This is a genomic window from Colwellia sp. Bg11-28, from assembly GCF_002836245.1.
Classification (GTDB): domain Bacteria; phylum Pseudomonadota; class Gammaproteobacteria; order Enterobacterales; family Alteromonadaceae; genus Colwellia; species Colwellia psychrerythraea_A.
This window is the reverse complement of the sequence record NZ_PJBA01000018.1, coordinates 179,422-196,193: the sequence shown is the minus strand read 5'-3', so window position 1 is coordinate 196,193 and position 16,772 is coordinate 179,422. Positions and strand designations below refer to the sequence as shown.

Below are 16,772 nucleotides of genomic sequence, written 5' to 3'. Positions count from 1 at the left end.
TTCCTCTTAGTGCGCAACACCGGCAGCGCCGTGTTCGTCAATTAATTCGCCTGATGAAAAGCGGTCGATACTAAAGGGTTTGGCTAACGGGTGTGGCTCATCGTGGGCGATAGTATGCGCAAACACATGTCCTGCGCCCGGCGTGGCTTTAAAACCACCCGTGCCCCAACCACAGTTAAAATACAGTCCTTTGATGTGTGTTTTCGAAATGATAGGACAGGCATCTGGGCACGTATCAACCACGCCGCCCCAGGCGCGATTAAGGCGCACACGACTGAAAATAGGAAACATTTCGATAATGGCGGCAATAGTATGCTCAACCACATTAAAAGAGCCGCGCTGACCATAACCGGTATAACCATCAATACCCGCGCCGATGACCAAGTCACCTTTATCGGATTGACTGACATAACCATGTACATGATTGGACATGACCACGGTATTTAAAACTGGTTTTAATGGCTCTGATACCATCGCTTGCAGTGGATGAGATTCAAGCGGTAATTCCATGCCCACCATCTTGGCGATAACACTGGAGTTACCCGCAGCGACACACGCCACTTTACCGGCCGAAATAAAGCCGCGATTGGTTTCAACGCCCTCTACTGCGCCATCTTTGCGGCGAATGCCCGTGACTTCCGTTTGCTGTAATAAATCAACCCCTAACGCATCAGCTGCGCGAGCAAAACCCCAGGCAACCGCATCGTGACGAGCCGTACCTGCACGGGCTTGCCATGAAGCGCCCATCACCGGAAAACGTGCATTGGTTGAGCAATCTAAAATAGGCACCATTTCTTGTACTTGTGCGGTGGTTAAGACTTCACCATCAATGCCGTTAAGACGGTTAGCATTCACGCGGCGTTCAATATCACGCATGTCTTGTAAGGTATGACCTAGGTTTAATACACCGCGTTGACTAAACATCAAGTTATAGTTCAGCTCTTGTGCTAAGCCTTCCCATAATTTTAAGGAATGCTCATACAAATGTGACGCTTCGTCCCATAAATAGTTTGAACGCACTATGGTGGTATTACGCGCGGTATTACCGCCGCCTAAATAACCTTTTTCAATCACGGCAATGTTAGTGATGCCATGCTCTTTCGCTAAATAATAAGCCGTTGCCAGGCCATGTCCACCACCGCCTATGATAACAACATCATAGTGTTTTTTCGGGGTAGGATTACTCCAAACCCGCTGCCAATTCTCGTGGTAAGTTAACGAGTGTTTTAATAAACCAAATCCTGAATATTGTTGCATGGTATACCCTTTTTCTACATTGTATTATTGGCTAAACAAGGATAGCTAAGCCGCTTAGCGCTCCGTGGGTAAATACCCAAGTTACTTCAAAATGCAGAATTCAGCTGGCATTAGAAACGTCTTTAAGCAAGGCATTGATTGCAGAGAATGGCTGTCCCTTCTCAACATCAATAACGCAGCTTAAAACGTTTCTAAACCAGCCCTGCGGGGATGACTGAGCAAAACATGTTCATCGTTACATCTGTTTTTAATAGAACAACTATTAATAAAAAGATGTGCCTTGACCATGCCCCGCTCAGGCAACCTGAAACTCGCCTTTTGAAGCAGCTTGGGTATTAATTAGCGGTAGACCGGATTTTTTTCACATAAGTCCAACACTTTACTTCGCACGTCATCAATCACTTGCTCATTGCTAATGTCATCTAACACATCACAAATCCAACCCGTTAATGCTGCTGCTTCTTCAAGTCCAAAACCACGACTGGTGATGGCCGGTGTGCCGATACGCAGACCACTGGTGACAAATGGCGATTGTGGGTCGTTAGGCACGGAGTTTTTATTGACCGTGATATTGGCGCGGCCCAGCGCAGCATCGGCGTCTTTACCGGTAATACCTTTATCGATTAAATCCAATAAAAACAGGTGATTGTCCGTACCACCAGAAACTACGTTATAACCACGGGTTTGGAATGTTTTTGCCATTTCACGGGCGTTATCGATAACCTGTTGCTGATACTCAACATAACCCTCACCAAGTGCTTCTTTGAAACAAATCGCTTTGGCCGCGATAACATGCATCAATGGGCCACCTTGACCGGCAGGGAATACCGCTGAATTTAATTTCTTAGCCAGTTCGTCATTTTGTTTCGCTAAAATCAAGCCGCCACGTGGACCACGTAAGGTTTTATGGGTAGTGGTGGTTACCACATCCGCAATCGGTACAGGATTAGGATAAAGACCTGCTGCCACTAAACCAGCTACGTGCGCCATATCGACAAATAACCAGGCGCCAATGCTATCGGCAATGTCACGAAAACGCTGCCAATCAACCACACGTGAATACGCTGAGAAACCGGCAATGATCATTTTCGGTTGATGCTCTTTTGCAAGACGCTCGACTTCTTCGTAGTCAATTTCACCGGTTGCTTCATTTAAGCCGTATTGCACTGCGTTATAAATTTTACCAGAGAAGCTTACTTTAGAGCCGTGGGTTAAATGACCACCGTGCGCTAAGCTCATGCCCAGCACCGTTTCACCGGGCTTAAGCAAGGCCATAAAGACTGCGGCATTGGCTTGTGAGCCAGAATGAGGTTGCACATTGGCATAATCAGCGCCGAACAATTCTTTTGCACGATCAATTGCCAGTTGCTCAATCACATCAACGTGTTCACAGCCGCCGTAATAACGTTTACCAGGATAACCTTCGGCGTATTTGTTAGTCAGTTGACTGCCTTGGGCTTGCATCACGCGCGCACTGGTATAGTTTTCTGAGGCAATTAATTCAACGTGATCTTGTTGACGTTTGTCTTCTTGCTCCATGGCTTGCCAAATACTGTCATCGAAACCGGCTATTTGATCATTTTTGTAAAACATTTTGCTTTCTCCGCGGCTCAATTCGCCGTAGTTTTTTTGTTTTGGATTAAGTCGATAGTAGCTTGCTAAATAGTGGCTAACCATTCAGCTAACGTCTTTTTTACATCTATTTACGACATAAAAAAAAAAGATGATATTTTAGTTAAAATATCATCTTCAAGTGGAACGGGTATATATACCCGTTGAATCCTGTATCTTCATGTGGAATGGGTCTAAATTTTAATATTCGACTGAAACATCACCTTGAGGAACACTACAGCAGCTAAGAATATATCCATCAGCAACATCTTCATCTGTGATGCCACCGTTATGTGACATAATCACTTCACCATGAATTTTTTTCACTTTACAGGTGCCGCATATGCCCATACCACAAGCTTTAGGAATATGAAGGCCAACTTGTGAAGCGGCTAAATGCACTGTGCCACCGGGTTGTATCTTGACTGATTTACCCGTTTTGCTAAATGCTACTTCTATTAAAGTATCGTCATCGATTGATTCGCCTGCGGCATCTTCCATTTGCTGTTCAGCGTCGAGTTGTGCTTCTTCCGGTGGCGCACCAAAACTTTCTTCATGGTAATTGGCCATGTCAAAGCCTATATTTTGCAACATACTTTTGACAGCAGTCATATAAGGCGTCGGTCCACAACAATAAATGGTGCGATCGAGAAAATCAGGCGCTATCATTCGAAGCTTTTGTTCATCGAAGAAGCCACAAAAACCGCTCCAGCTATCGCCAATGTCATACCTCTCACAAATAAAGTTGAGATTGAAGTTAGTTATTCTGGAATCCATATACTCAAGTTCGCGACGATATATTATGTCCTTAGGGGTGCGGGCACTATGGGCAAAAACCATATCAACATCACCGTTGGTATCAAACCACCAACGGGCCATTGACATCACTGGTGTTATACCAACACCACCAGAGAGTAATAAAACTTTTTCGGCCGTAATATCGATGCAATTGAATATACCTACCGGGCCATGCACCGCGATTTGATCACCTTGTTTAAGGTTATCATGCAGCCAATTTGATACTTGACCTCCAGGCATTCTTTTTACAGTGATTGAAAAACTGTATGGCACTGAAGGAGATGATGAAATAGTGTAACTACGCAATACTTGCATACCGTCAATTTCTAATTCTAGCGTCACGAATTGGCCAGGTTTGAAAAAGTGCATTACAGGCTCTGTGCTGGTAAAGCAATAGGTACGTGCATCAATGGTTTCGTCAATCACTTTAACGCATTGAACATCGTGACGCCCATTGGTCCATGTTTGCGTGTTAACAGAGTATTGGGAGGTGTTTATCATGAGTGGATCCGAATATTATAGTTATGGCAATACGATGCGCTAAGTACTTATCAACCACTTAACTAAAAGCGACATGAATGTAGTCGTTTTTGCCAGCTCTAAAAATTATCCTTTGTGTAATAATTTTGATCTAGATCAATTTATTTAATAATTACTTTTTTTGGCTGGTATTAATTCGCTTTTTGGTCGGTATTAATTCGCTTTTTGGTCGTTTTTAGGTAAACCGATTGACGCCGTGAGACTCAATATCTAACAACAAATAATGTGAACACTTGATTCGATAAAGTTGTTCATTTTAACTAAAAAAAAGCGACATCTATTTTGTCGAATATAAAGAACAGAGGAATTACTTATGTCTTGCTCACATGAACACGAAAGTTTACTAGTTACTTCACCAAATAAATCAGCGCAGGCTGTTGCGGATGCATTAGAAAAACACCCAATAACGTTTTCTTTACCACAGCAGTTTTATAGCGACGCCGATGTTTTTCAAGTAGAAATGGAACAAATTTTTTACAAAGAATGGCTGTTCGTTGGCATCACTGGCGAAATTCCAGATAATGGTAATTTTATCACCTTAGATATTGGCGATAACCCGATTACTGTTATCAGAGATCAAAATGGTGAAGTACGCGCTTTTCATAATACTTGTCGTCATCGTGGTTCTAAAATTTGTTTAGTTAAACAAGGTAAGGTACCTAAGTTAGTATGTCCTTATCATCAATGGACTTATGAATTAGATGGCAATTTACTCTTTGCAGGCACTGAAATGGGCGATGATTTCGATAAGAATGATTATGGTCTGCACAAAGTTAATTGTCGTGTTGCTGGTGGTTATATTTTTGTTTCTCTGAGTGAAAATCCAACAAATATCGATGGTTTCTTCGATGATTTAACCCATTACCTAGAACCATATGATTTAGATAATTGTAAGGTCGCTGTAGAAAGCACTTTAATTGAAGATGCTAACTGGAAGTTAGTGATTGAAAATAACCGTGAGTGTTATCACTGTAGCGGCAATCACCCTGAACTATTAAATACTTTATTAGAGTGGGATGATACTGAAGATCCACGCGCTAGTGATGAATTCAAGGCACAGGTAGCGGCTAAACAAGCAATGTGGGAAGCAGAAGGTATCCCGTATAAGCATGTTTCACATGGCCATGGTTTACGTAACCGCATAGTACGTATGCCTTTACTTGAAGGCACAGTATCTATGACGATTGACGGTAAAGCGGGTTGTAAAAAATTAATGGGCCGTATTAAAAACCCTGATCTGGGTTCGATGCGAATTTTGCACCTACCTAACTCGTGGAGTCACGCGATGGGAGATCATTTAATTGCCTTTCAGGTGATCCCATTAGGCGCACAAAAAACTCAAGTAACCACCAAGTGGATAGTCCATAAAGACGCAGTAGAAGGTGTTGATTATGATGTTGCCCAATTACGCCAAGTATGGGATGCAACCAATGTGCAAGACAGAACGTTAGCTGAGAATAATCAAAAAGGTATTAATTCTAAGGCTTACCAACCTGGACCTTACTCAACGACCTTTGAGTTTGGCGTGGTGAATTTTATCGATTGGTTCAGCCATACGATGCAAAGTAATATTAAAGCGTCAGCTGAAAAGAGTTAAACAGCTAGTGGATAACGCCGTCTTTGAATAATAAGGGGGCCATTTCCACCGTGTTGTCGAGTTAATTCATTACCAGCCTTGAAACCAGTGATTTATATCGCTGGTTTTTTTTGTCTGAATATATACCCAAGCCACATGAATATGCAGGATTCAGCTGGAATTAAAAACGTATTTAGGCAAGGCTTCGATTAAAGAGAATAGTCGTTCCATTGTCGAAATCAATAAAGCTGCATAAATCGTTTTTAAACCAGCCCTGCGGAGATGTCTCAGCTAACCATGCACTTCGTTGTCTCCTTTTTTAAGGGAGTAACCATTAATAAAAAGAGACACCTTGATCATGACTAGCTCAGGCATCCTGAAGCTAGCATCTTCAAGTAGCTTGGGTATAGACAGATTTCAATAAATTTATCACTTAGTGAGCATCAAAAGGCTTACCTAAATATGTTTATAATTCCAGCAGAATTCTGAATCTACAAGTGGAATGGCTATAAGTCGGTACATGTTCTTTCGGTGTCGTGTTTAGATACCTTGATCTAAATCAACTCTGACTTAATGGGATAAGTTGATTTTTTCAATTAACTTGACAGAAAATTATTGTAAGTGAACTCCAATTATAAGTAAGTCACTTATTAATAATAAATGTAAATGCACATTTTTCATCTAGATGCTTATAAACTGATACCTAAATTAACAGTTTATAGAAATCTATACTTTTACTTATAACAACTAAAAAAAAGGTGGTTTCTCATGGTAGCGAATCATGGTCTGTTAAAAGGCATGAATCCAGTTACAACACTTGTATCAATGGCTATAATTACTCTGTTTGTTTTGTGCGGTGTGTTTTTCACTGAACAAACAGCAGCATTATTTACGGCGGTATCGGGTTGGATACTGTCTTATCTTAAATGGTATTACATTGGCATTGTTGCAATATTCTTGTTCTTCTGTATCTGGCTGGCATTTAGTCGCTACGGTAACTTACGTTTAGGTGATGATGACTCAAGACCTGAATACAGTAACTTCTCGTGGTTTTCCATGTTATTTAGTGCAGGAATGGGTATAGGTTTAGTCTTTTGGTCTATTGCGGAGCCTATTTACCACTTTCAAAGTAATCCATTTATCACTGAAGGATTAACGCCGGAAGCAGCACAAGTAGCGATGCGTCTAACCTTTTTCCATTGGGGGCTTCACCCATGGGCAATTTATGTAGTTGTTGGTTTGTCGTTGGCTTATTTTTCTTATAGAAAGAAATTACCTTTGACCATCCGTTCAGCACTTTACCCATTAATTGGGAAAAAAATGTACGGTCCTATTGGGCATGCAGTTGATGTGCTTGCCGTGTTTGGTACTGTATTTGGTGTAGCAACGTCGTTAGGTTTAGGCGTTACTCAAATGAATACTGGCCTTAATACCATGTTTGGTATGGAGGTTTCTCTGAGTAATCAAATTATACTGATTGCTGTTATTTCTGCTATTGCGACAATTTCAGTGGTATCAGGTGTCGGTAAAGGTGTAAAAATCTTATCGGAAGTCAATATGTGGTTGACCATTGGTATTTTGGTATTTTTACTTTGTTTTGGTCCTACTCGTTATTTATTGGGTGCTGTATTGCAAAGTACTGGTGATTATTTAGGTAATGTCTTATCACTAAGTACCTGGACTGATGCTAACGAAAATAGTCAGTGGCAATCTTGGTGGACCGCATTTTATTGGGGTTGGTGGATGTCTTGGGCACCATTTGTAGGTATGTTTATTGCGCGTATCTCTAAAGGTCGTACCATTCGTGAGTTTATTGTTGGCGTATTGTTAGTACCCACTATGCTAGGTTTTATTTGGTTAACTCTTTTCGGAGGCACCGCTATATACCTAGAGCTGTTCCATCAAGTAACCAATGAAGCAGGAGAACTAGTTGCTGCTGTTGGACAAGCGGGTATTGTTGATGCTGTTAAGGCAGATGTAACTTCAGCGCTATATGTAACATTAGACAAGCTTGATGCTGGCTTCATGGGTACTATCGCAGCATTTATGGCGACATTACTTATTGCGACCTACTTCATTACTTCATCAGATTCAGGCACGTTAGTGGTTACCACTATTTTGTCAATGGGTAATGAACATCCACCAACGGCTCATCGTGTAGCATGGGGATTAGGTGAAGGCGCTGTCGCGGCCATCTTACTGTTGGTAGGCGGATTGAAAGGTCTGCAAACAGCCGCTATTACCGCCGCATTACCTTTTTCATTAGTCATGATAGTTATGATGTGGGGTTTAATGAGATCGCTAAAAGAGGAGAAGTTGACTCCTGCGGTATACGCTCCAGCTAAGCTAGTGACTAACTAGTGAAAAATTAAGATAAGTGTTAATTAACAAGGCCAGAGCGGTAATATGCTCTGGCTTTTTTGTCACTAATTACAGGTTTTTTTTACTTTAGGTAAAGGAAAAATTAAAGGCCGATTAATACCAGTTTCATTAATTAAGTGATCTACTTTATACGTAGGGAAAATGGCCAAATACAAGGAATTTATTAGTCCGAACGTGTGTTAAAACCCTCATCTTTAGATGAGTAGCTTTAGCTAGCCGTTGACTTTAGAACGCAGTAGGAAAGAAAGAAATCACAGTGTTAAGTGGCAACTGAGTTAACCGAAAAGATATATAAAGAACATGCAGATTTATATCGTCAATGAAAAATTGATAGGCGAAAGTCCTGGTATAATTCTTTTTGTCGAGGCAAGCATCGACCTACGGAATAAACCAGCTTAGCTTTGGTAGGTCGGCACGAGCGTAGCGAGGCCCGACAATTTAACTTGGAAGGATATGAGTACAACGATCACTATAGGACTTTCAGTCCGCAAAAGAACCTACCGTCTTTAGCCGGTATGTAGTTCAGTTTAATAACTAGTTGTTCAGGACAATATGCTCTTGCATTGTCTAATAAGCTGCATTCATGCAGTGTTAATTATTAAATAAATAACGACGTAGTTGATTATCTTTAAAACGACTAGCGACGTTTTTTTGGACAATATATCATTGCTTAAAGCTTTGTGAATTCTACTATTGGTAATACGGGGAATTGGATGAAAAGGGGCGTGATTGGATAGTTTTGACAATTAACAGCGGAAGTTTGAATGAAAAAAATGGCGATTATCATCGCCATTAATACTGTGATATCTAGTGTGTTATTGCTCGTTCTTGATTTGCTTGAGCGCTAAAATAACCATAGCTTCGAGCTGATAGTTATCATTGTTTGCCGCTTCTGCAAGTTGTGCACGCATGCTTGGCGCCCAAAAACGATTGATGTGATGACTAATCTCAGTCACACATTGTTGCTGTTCTTTACCATGTAATAAATTAACCGCAATTTGATTGGCCATATCTACCACATATTTTAAACGATCATCTGACATATGCTGCTCTCTTGCTTCTTTGTTTTACTGTAATTAGTTTAACTGTAAATGGTATGACGACCGTTACGGGCAAACCCCACTAACGTCATACCAGTGTTTTTTGCTATGTTTATCGCCAAAGCGGTTGGGGCCGAAACCGCTACCAACATACTAATACCTGCAACTTGTGCTTTGCTGATCATTTCATAACTAGCACGGCTAGAAATGAGCAAAAAACTGCTATGGTTAATGACAATTTTTGACGCACTGAGTGCGCCAATAAGCTTGTCTAATGCGTTGTGTCGGCCAATATCTTCGCGAATGAGTTTAATGCTGCCATTTTCATCACACCAAGCAGCAGCATGCACTGCACCAGTCATCTGTTGCAATGGTTGGTGCGCTTGCAAGTCAACTACAGCTTTTTGTATCGCCAAATTAGTTAACTCACTCAATTCTCGCGGTGCTTTTTTGTTTTTTTGTCCATCAGCTATCGAAGTTTGTTGATTTTTCATCGCTTGTTGTAACGACTCAGCACCACACAAACCACAACCAGTGCGACCCGTCATATTGCGACGTTGTTGTTTTAAGCGCCAAACTGCTCGATTGGATACTGTGATATTTACTTCAATGCCTAATGCTTGTTTAGTCGCACTTATATCAAGTATTTCACTAGCGTCATCGACAATTTTCTCGCTTAAACTAAAGCCGATTGCCAAGTCGTACAAATCATTGGGTGTACTCATCATCACCACATGAGAAATGCCGTTATAAACCAAGGCAATAGCAGTCTCTTCAGCGATGTCGTCCATCGCTGTTGTTAGAGTGTCGTTGGTACAGCGCAGCACTTGACGCTGCTGTGCTGTAGGCACATTAACGTCAGTGTCTGCTACTGTAATGTCATGTTTTAGCAACTTCCCCCCCATTTTTATTCTTTAAGTATTTCGCTTGTCGCTGACTGAACTGGGCGTATTCTGCTTGCCATTGCGACGGCTCATCAACTTTAGTTGCTTGCACTGCTGTTACCTTATATTCAGGACAGTTAGTTGCCCAATCAGAATTGTCAGTGGTGACTACATTGGCACCACTTAACGGGTGATGGAAGGTAGTATAAACAACCCCTGGTTGAACGCGTTGACTAATGAGTGCGCGTAGTGCGGTGGTACCTGCACGACTGGCAATACCTACCCAATCACCATCATTTATGCCACGATCTTCAGCGTCATTAGGGTGGATTTCTAATACATCTTCATCGTGCCAAACTTGATTGGCAGTACGTCTTGTTTGTGCGCCAACATTATACTGGCTTAAAATACGGCCTGTGGTCAATAACAACGGAAAATGCTTATTCGCTTTTTCAGGTGTGGCCACATACTCAGTAATCGCAAACTTGCCTTTTTCGCCCACAAAATCCTCGGTATGCATAATTGGCGTACCAAGAGGTGACTTTTCATTACATGGCCATTGAATAGAGCCAAGCTGATCTAACCTTTCATAACTGACACCACTAAATGTTGGTGTTAAGCGGGCAATTTCATCCATTATCTCACTTGGATGCTCATAATTCATTTCATAACCGAGTACTTTGGCAAGTTCAATCGTTACTTGCCAATCTTCTTTACCTGCTAGTGCTGGCATCAATTTACGTACTCTAGAAATGCGTCGTTCAGCATTGGTGAAGGTACCATTTTTTTCCATAAACGATGAGCCGGGTAAAAATACATGGGCGTATTTTGCCGTCTCGTTAAGGAAGATATCTTGTACAATGATGCATTTCATCGAACTTAACGCTTTTTGTACATGCTGAGTATTTGGATCCGATTGAGCAATATCTTCGCCTTGGCAATACAAACCTTTAAAGTCACCGTGTATTGCTGCTTCGAACATATTTGGAATGCGCAAACCAGGCTCACAATCCAATGAAACTTGCCATTCTTGTTCAAATAAGTTGCGCGTGCTCTCATCACTTACATGGCGGTATCCAGGCAACTCATGTGGAAACGAACCCATATCACAAGAGCCTTGTACATTATTTTGGCCGCGCAGTGGATTAACACCAACACCTTCTCGACCAATATTACCGCTAACCATTGCTAAGTTAGCAATAGCCATGACAGATGAACTGCCTTGAGAATGTTCTGTAACACCTAAACCGTAATAAATAGCGCCGTTACCCGCGTTAGCATATAGTCTGGCCGCTGCGCGTAACTCTGTTGCGTCGACACCGGTAATTTCCATGGTGTTTTCTGGTGAATGGCGTTGGTCTTGAATATGTTTGTACCATTGCTGGAAGCTAGCATCATCACAACGACTTTGAATGAAGTCAGCATCTTCTAAACCTTCATCAACAATGACATGGGCGAGGGCATTGATTAATGCCACGTTTGTCCCAGGACGCAGTTTAAGATGATGTTGTGCTTTGGTATGCGGACTGTCGATAAGATCGATGCTGCGCGGATCGGCCACTACTAATTTAGCCCCTTGGCGTAAACGACGTTTAAGTAATGAACCAAATACCGGATGCGCATCGGTAGGGTTGGCGCCAATGATGAGTACCACATCAGCTTTCATCACCGATTCAAAGGTTTGTGTTCCTGCTGACTCGTTTAAGGTAGCTTTTAGGCCATAACCTGTTGGCGAATGACAAACGCGGGCACAGGTATCGACATTATTATTTTGAAAAACTGCACGGACTAGTTTCTGTACTAAATAGGTTTCTTCATTGGTACAACGAGACGACGTTATCGCGCCGATACTGTTGCGGCCATGTTCTTCTTGAATATCGGTTAAGCGCTTAGCAGCAAAGGCTAATGCTTCTTCCCAACTCACCTCACGCCAGTCTTGTTCTATATTATCGCGAATCATCGGGCTAGTTATTCTGTCCTGATGAGTAGCGTAGCCAAAAGCAAATCGGCCTTTAACACAAGAATGTCCTTGGTTCGCTTTACCATTTTTATCTGGCACCATTCTCAGTACTTTATCGCCTTGCATATCAGCGCGGAACGAACAGCCTACACCGCAATAAGCGCAGGTAGTAATGATGCTATGATCTGGCTGGCCATTATCTATTACAGATTTTTCAGTGAGTGTAGCTGTTGGACAAGCTTGTACACAGGCACCACATGAAACACAGTCAGATTCTAGAAAGTTAGTGTCTTGACCAGTACTTATACGTGAATCAAAACCTCTACCTTCAACCGTTAAGGCAAAGGTACCTTGTACTTCTTCACACGCTCTGACACAACGAGAACAGGAAATACATTTAGAATCATCAAAGCTGAAATAAGGATTCGACGAATCAGTTGCTCCGTCGAGGTGATTTTTTCCTTCAAAACCATAGCGTACTTCACGTAAACCGACGGCACCTGCCATATCTTGCAGCTCACAATCGCCATTGGCCGGACAGGTAAGACAATCTAATGGATGGTCTGAAATGTAAAGTTCCATAACATTACGACGTAATGTCGCTATTTTAGGATTTTGCGTTTGTACCTTCATGCCCTCTCTTACCGGTGTAGTACAAGAAGCTGGCATGCCGCGCATGCCTTCGATCTCTACCGCACACAAACGACATGAACCAAAGGCTTCTAAATTATCACTGGCACATAATTTGGGAATATTAATATCGGCAATAGCGGCAGCGCGTAATACTGAAGTTCCTTCAGGTACAACAATAGTAACACCATCAATTTCTACGCTAACTTGTACCGTAGATTTAGAAGGCGGTGTGCCTAAATCTTTACTAAGGTCGGCTGATTGATTGGCAGCAGGCTCTGTTTTGGGATCATAATAAGTTATCATTTTATTGAGCCTTTTGTGTTGACGGTTGTGGCGAAAAATCATCAGGGAAATATTTTAGTGCGCTGCGCACCGGGAATGGGGTCATGCCGCCCATAGCACATAAAGAACCGAATTCCATGGTGTCACATAGGTCATGTAATAAGTCTACGCTGTCTTGTCGTTGTTGTTCGTCATTGTTGCCATCGATAATTTTATCAATGACTTCAACGCCACGTACGGCGCCAATTCGACATGGGGTACATTTACCACAAGATTCTACTTCACAAAATTCCATGGCAAAACGAGCCTGTGCAGCCATATCGACAGTGTCGTCAAAAACAACAATTCCACCGTGGCCTAATACGGCACCAATACTGGCAAATTCTTCATAATCAAGCGCGGTATCCCATTGCTCTGCGGGCAAATAAGCACCTAACGGTCCGCCTACTTGTACACTGCGCATAGCACGTTTGCTTTTACAGCCATTGCCATATTGCTGCAGTAATTCATTAAGGGATATACCGAAAGCTAATTCAACTAACCCCCCTTGAGCAATGTTACCCGCTAATTGAATGGGTAAGGTGCCACGAGATCGGCCCATGCCGAAATCACGATAACTATCACCGCCATGGCTTAAAATATAAGGTACAGAAGCGAGTGATATGACGTTATTTACCACGGTTGGTTGACCAAATAAACCTTCAATAGCGGGTAGTGGTGGTTTAGCGCGAACTAAGCCACGTTTGCCTTCAAGGCTTTCTAATAAGGATGTTTCCTCGCCACAAATATAAGCACCAGCGCCTAAACGCACTTCTAAATGAAAGTTGTGCTCAGTGCCACAAATATTATCACCTAGATAACCAGCTGCTTTTGCATTGCTAATGGCTTTATTTAATAGGTCATGGGCCTGAGGATACTCACTGCGTAAATAGATATAACCTTGGTCTGCTCCTACGCTAAGGCCTGCGATGATCATGCCTTCAACTAGTACTAACGGATCGCCTTCCATTAACATACGATCGGCAAAAGTACCTGAATCACCTTCATCGGCGTTACAGACAATATATTTCTGCTGCTTTGGTTCATTCAAAACGGTTTGCCACTTTATACCTGTAGGAAATGCAGCACCGCCACGACCTCTGAGACCAGACTCTTTTACTTCATCGACTAACTGTTGTGCAGTTTTTGCGAAAGCATTAGTTAAACCGACAAATCCACCATGGCTAATGTAATCATCAACATCGATAGGATCGATAATGCCCACTCGGGCAAACGTTAACCGTTGTTGAGATTTAAACCAGGGTAATTCTTCGGTTAAACCAAGGCATAATGGGTGTTCAGTAGCATCATCAAAACATTGCAGGTTAATGATGTCGTTTACATCTTCCGCTTTTACCGGACCATAAGCGACTCGACCTTTGGGGGTATTAATTTCTAATAAAGGCTCTAACCAAAACATGCCGCGAGAGCCATTTCTTACTAATGTTGCTGCTAGTTCTGGTTGTGCGTTAAGTACACTTTCAACCTGCGTTGCTACCTTATCACTACCGCGGGAGCGGGCAGTAGTATCTAAAGAAACGAAAATTTTTCGTGACGCTACTGGCATTGAGCTGTCATCGGAAGGTGAGTGATTCATTTTAACTCCAACGAATAAGTATTTAACGATGCAATAATTTGTTCAAATTTTTGTAGATCTAATTCACCATGAATGTCATCACCAATACGCATTGCAGGTGAGCACGCACAATTACCCAAACAATAAACCGGTTCTAAAGTATATTGTCTATCTTTGCTGGTTTGATGATAATCAATTGACAAATTTTGTTTGATATTTTCTTCTAACGCGCGTGACCCCATGGCTTGGCATGATTCGCCTCGGCAGATTTCAATCACATGAGCACCGGGTTCTTCAGTGCGAAAATGATGGTAAAAGCTAATCACCCCGTGAACTTCAGCTTTAGATACGTTTAAAGCCTTGGCGATTAAAGGTAGTGCATTGGACGGAATAAAAGACAAGTCATTCTGAATGGCATGTAATATTGGTAACATCGCTCCGGGCAATGTTTGGTGTTGCTCGATAATAGTCGCAATCTGTTGCAGGCCTTTGTCGTTGGTAGCAGTCATAATAATCCTCTGGGCATTTTACATTAATACCATTATCAAATAAGTGATTATAATAAATATAGCCGATTAAGACATCTTCATAGCTAATAGAGACATTTGTCCCTTGCCAATGCCTTTGAAGAGCTGGTTAATTAATCAACAATAAATCAAATGCTTATCTTTGAATGTCGCTAATTGGTATGAATAACGTCGTAATTGGGATGATTTTAAAGTACTGTAAATCTATTGTATGCGTAGATTTCAACTTTGAACTTAACGCTTTTATTGATTCAAATCATGCGTTGTTATTAATTAAAACCTGGCTTTTTGATCTAAATCAATCCCTGGGTGATAAATTTTGACTAACTAGATTTAAACGAGTGAATAATTAAGTTATTAGGGAAATCTACATGCTGTTTTAAAAAAAACTGCAATAATAATAATAAGAACTGCAATCTTCAGAATAGGAATAAATCACATGCCATTAGTACCATCAACTAGCAGTCAGGCACAGATAAAATGTAAACATATTGGTTTTTTATTACAACCCAATTTTACCATGTTAGCGTTGTCCTCGGCAATTGCGCCATTGCGAATGGCCAATCAATTGTCTGGAGAACAACTATATCGTTGGACTATTCTCAGTGAAGATGGCGGCGTTGTTACTGCCAGTGATGGACTGAAGATCGAGGTTGATTCTTGCATCAATAATTATGTTGAGTTTGATACTGTGTTGGTTTGTGGCGGTGTAGATATAAAAGGCACAGTGACGCGAAAAGTGCTTAGCTGGTTAACCCATTTATCTCGCTGTAATATCGTGCTAGGCGGCATTTGCACAGGCAGTTATTTATTGGCTAAAGCGGGTTTATTAAACGGCTATCAAAGCACCATTCATTGGGAATTGTTGGCGAGTTGTCAGGAAGAGTTCCCTTTAATAAAAAGCTCCAATCAATTGTTTATACTTGACCGTAATCGCATGACTTGTTCAGGCGGTACAGCACCTATTGATATGATGTTGCAGGTGATTTCTAAAGAGTACGGTAAAGCTTTAACAACGGCTATTTCAGACATGTTTTCTCATGAACATATTCGTGATGAAAACGACCAGCAACGCATACCATTACAGCATATTGTTGGTGCTACTCAGTCAAAATTGCAAGATGTAGTCGCGTTAATGGAAGCAAATATTGAAGAAATATTATGCCTAGATGAATTAGCTAGTTTTGTTGATTTATCTCGACGTCAGTTAGAGCGATTGTTTCAAAAATATCTCAACTGTTCGCCGCATCGTTATTATTTACAGTTACGATTAGGAAAAGCACGTCAGTTATTAAAGCAAACCAATATGTCTATTATTGAAATTGCTATAGCCTGTGGTTTTGTCTCTACGCCGCATTTTAGTAAGTGTTATCGTAATTCTTTTAGCATTCCGCCCCGAGATGAGCGTAACGTTTTAGCTAAAAATAAGCAATTTGCTTCCAGTAAAGAATCCAGCTTGGGATCGGTTAAGGTTCAACATCAACATCAACATCAGCAACATCACTAACTAACAAAACACAGCAAGATACCGTTTACTCTTGAGGTTAAACGGTATCTATACTTCAATAGGCTATTTCAGGATGATTGAGCATGTCTAAGACGTTTCTAATTCCCGCTGAATCCTGCACTTTTGAAGTCGTTTGGTAATACAACTTACTTTATGAATA

General features: G+C 41.5%; 11 protein-coding genes. 3 read left to right on the top strand and 8 right to left on the bottom strand.

The features are described from left to right. Positions 1–6 precede the first annotated feature (6 nt). The 3 genes from CXF79_RS18190 to CXF79_RS18180 form a co-directional block, all read right to left on the bottom strand. A complete protein-coding gene (locus CXF79_RS18190; protein ID WP_101157023.1) occupies positions 7–1,257 on the bottom strand; it encodes a sarcosine oxidase subunit beta family protein in 1,251 nt (416 codons plus the stop codon). A gap of 339 nt (positions 1,258–1,596) precedes the next feature. Beyond that, on the bottom strand, positions 1,597–2,850 hold the full coding sequence (gene glyA, locus CXF79_RS18185; protein ID WP_011043287.1) for a serine hydroxymethyltransferase: 1,254 nt from the start codon (positions 2,848–2,850) through the stop codon (positions 1,597–1,599). 219 nt (positions 2,851–3,069) lie between these two features. Continuing rightward, positions 3,070–4,167, bottom strand: coding sequence for a hybrid-cluster NAD(P)-dependent oxidoreductase (locus tag CXF79_RS18180; protein ID WP_011044774.1), 1,098 nt, complete (start codon positions 4,165–4,167; stop codon positions 3,070–3,072). A 352-nt stretch (positions 4,168–4,519) separates the two neighbouring features. Between CXF79_RS18180 and CXF79_RS18175 the strand changes: the two genes are divergently transcribed. Together CXF79_RS18175 and CXF79_RS18165 are read left to right on the top strand one after the other, a co-directional pair. Continuing rightward, entirely contained in the window at positions 4,520–5,803 is a 1,284-nt protein-coding gene (locus CXF79_RS18175) for an aromatic ring-hydroxylating oxygenase subunit alpha (RefSeq protein WP_011044773.1), read from the top strand. Between the two features lie 747 nt (positions 5,804–6,550). Then, positions 6,551–8,143, top strand: coding sequence for a BCCT family transporter (locus CXF79_RS18165; RefSeq protein WP_011044771.1), 1,593 nt, complete (start codon positions 6,551–6,553; stop codon positions 8,141–8,143). An 836-nt stretch (positions 8,144–8,979) separates the two neighbouring features. On the opposite strand, the gene CXF79_RS18160 is transcribed toward CXF79_RS18165, so the two are convergent. From CXF79_RS18160 to CXF79_RS18140, 5 genes are read right to left on the bottom strand one after another with little or no spacing between them, the layout of a single operon-like run. Beyond that, the gene (locus CXF79_RS18160) at positions 8,980–9,207 is read right to left on the bottom strand and encodes a formate dehydrogenase subunit delta (protein WP_011044770.1); all 228 of its coding nucleotides are present in this window, start codon (positions 9,205–9,207) and stop codon (positions 8,980–8,982) included. A 38-nt stretch (positions 9,208–9,245) separates the two neighbouring features. Next, positions 9,246–10,109, bottom strand: coding sequence for a formate dehydrogenase accessory sulfurtransferase FdhD (gene fdhD, locus CXF79_RS18155; RefSeq protein WP_232769244.1), 864 nt, complete (start codon positions 10,107–10,109; stop codon positions 9,246–9,248). Further along, positions 10,084–12,984 carry a formate dehydrogenase subunit alpha gene (gene fdhF / locus CXF79_RS18150; RefSeq protein ID WP_101157021.1) on the bottom strand — a complete coding sequence of 967 codons (2,901 nt, stop codon included), beginning with the start codon at positions 12,982–12,984 and terminating at the stop codon, positions 10,084–10,086. The genes fdhD and fdhF overlap by 26 nt, the downstream gene beginning before the upstream one ends. A 1-nt stretch (position 12,985) precedes the next feature. Beyond that, positions 12,986–14,599 (bottom strand): formate dehydrogenase beta subunit, encoded by a 1,614-nt coding sequence (locus CXF79_RS18145; protein ID WP_101157019.1) that lies wholly within the window; start codon positions 14,597–14,599, stop codon positions 12,986–12,988. After that, complete coding sequence (locus CXF79_RS18140; RefSeq protein WP_011044766.1) at positions 14,596–15,087, bottom strand: formate dehydrogenase subunit gamma; 492 nt, start codon at positions 15,085–15,087, stop codon at positions 14,596–14,598. Before CXF79_RS18140 ends, CXF79_RS18145 begins: the two co-directional genes overlap by 4 nt. 457 nt (positions 15,088–15,544) lie before the next feature. Here CXF79_RS18140 and CXF79_RS18135 point away from each other — a divergent pair, with 457 nt between their 5' ends. Further along, positions 15,545–16,612, top strand: coding sequence for a GlxA family transcriptional regulator (locus CXF79_RS18135; protein WP_101157017.1), 1,068 nt, complete (start codon positions 15,545–15,547; stop codon positions 16,610–16,612). The last annotated feature ends 160 nt before the right edge of the window (positions 16,613–16,772 follow it).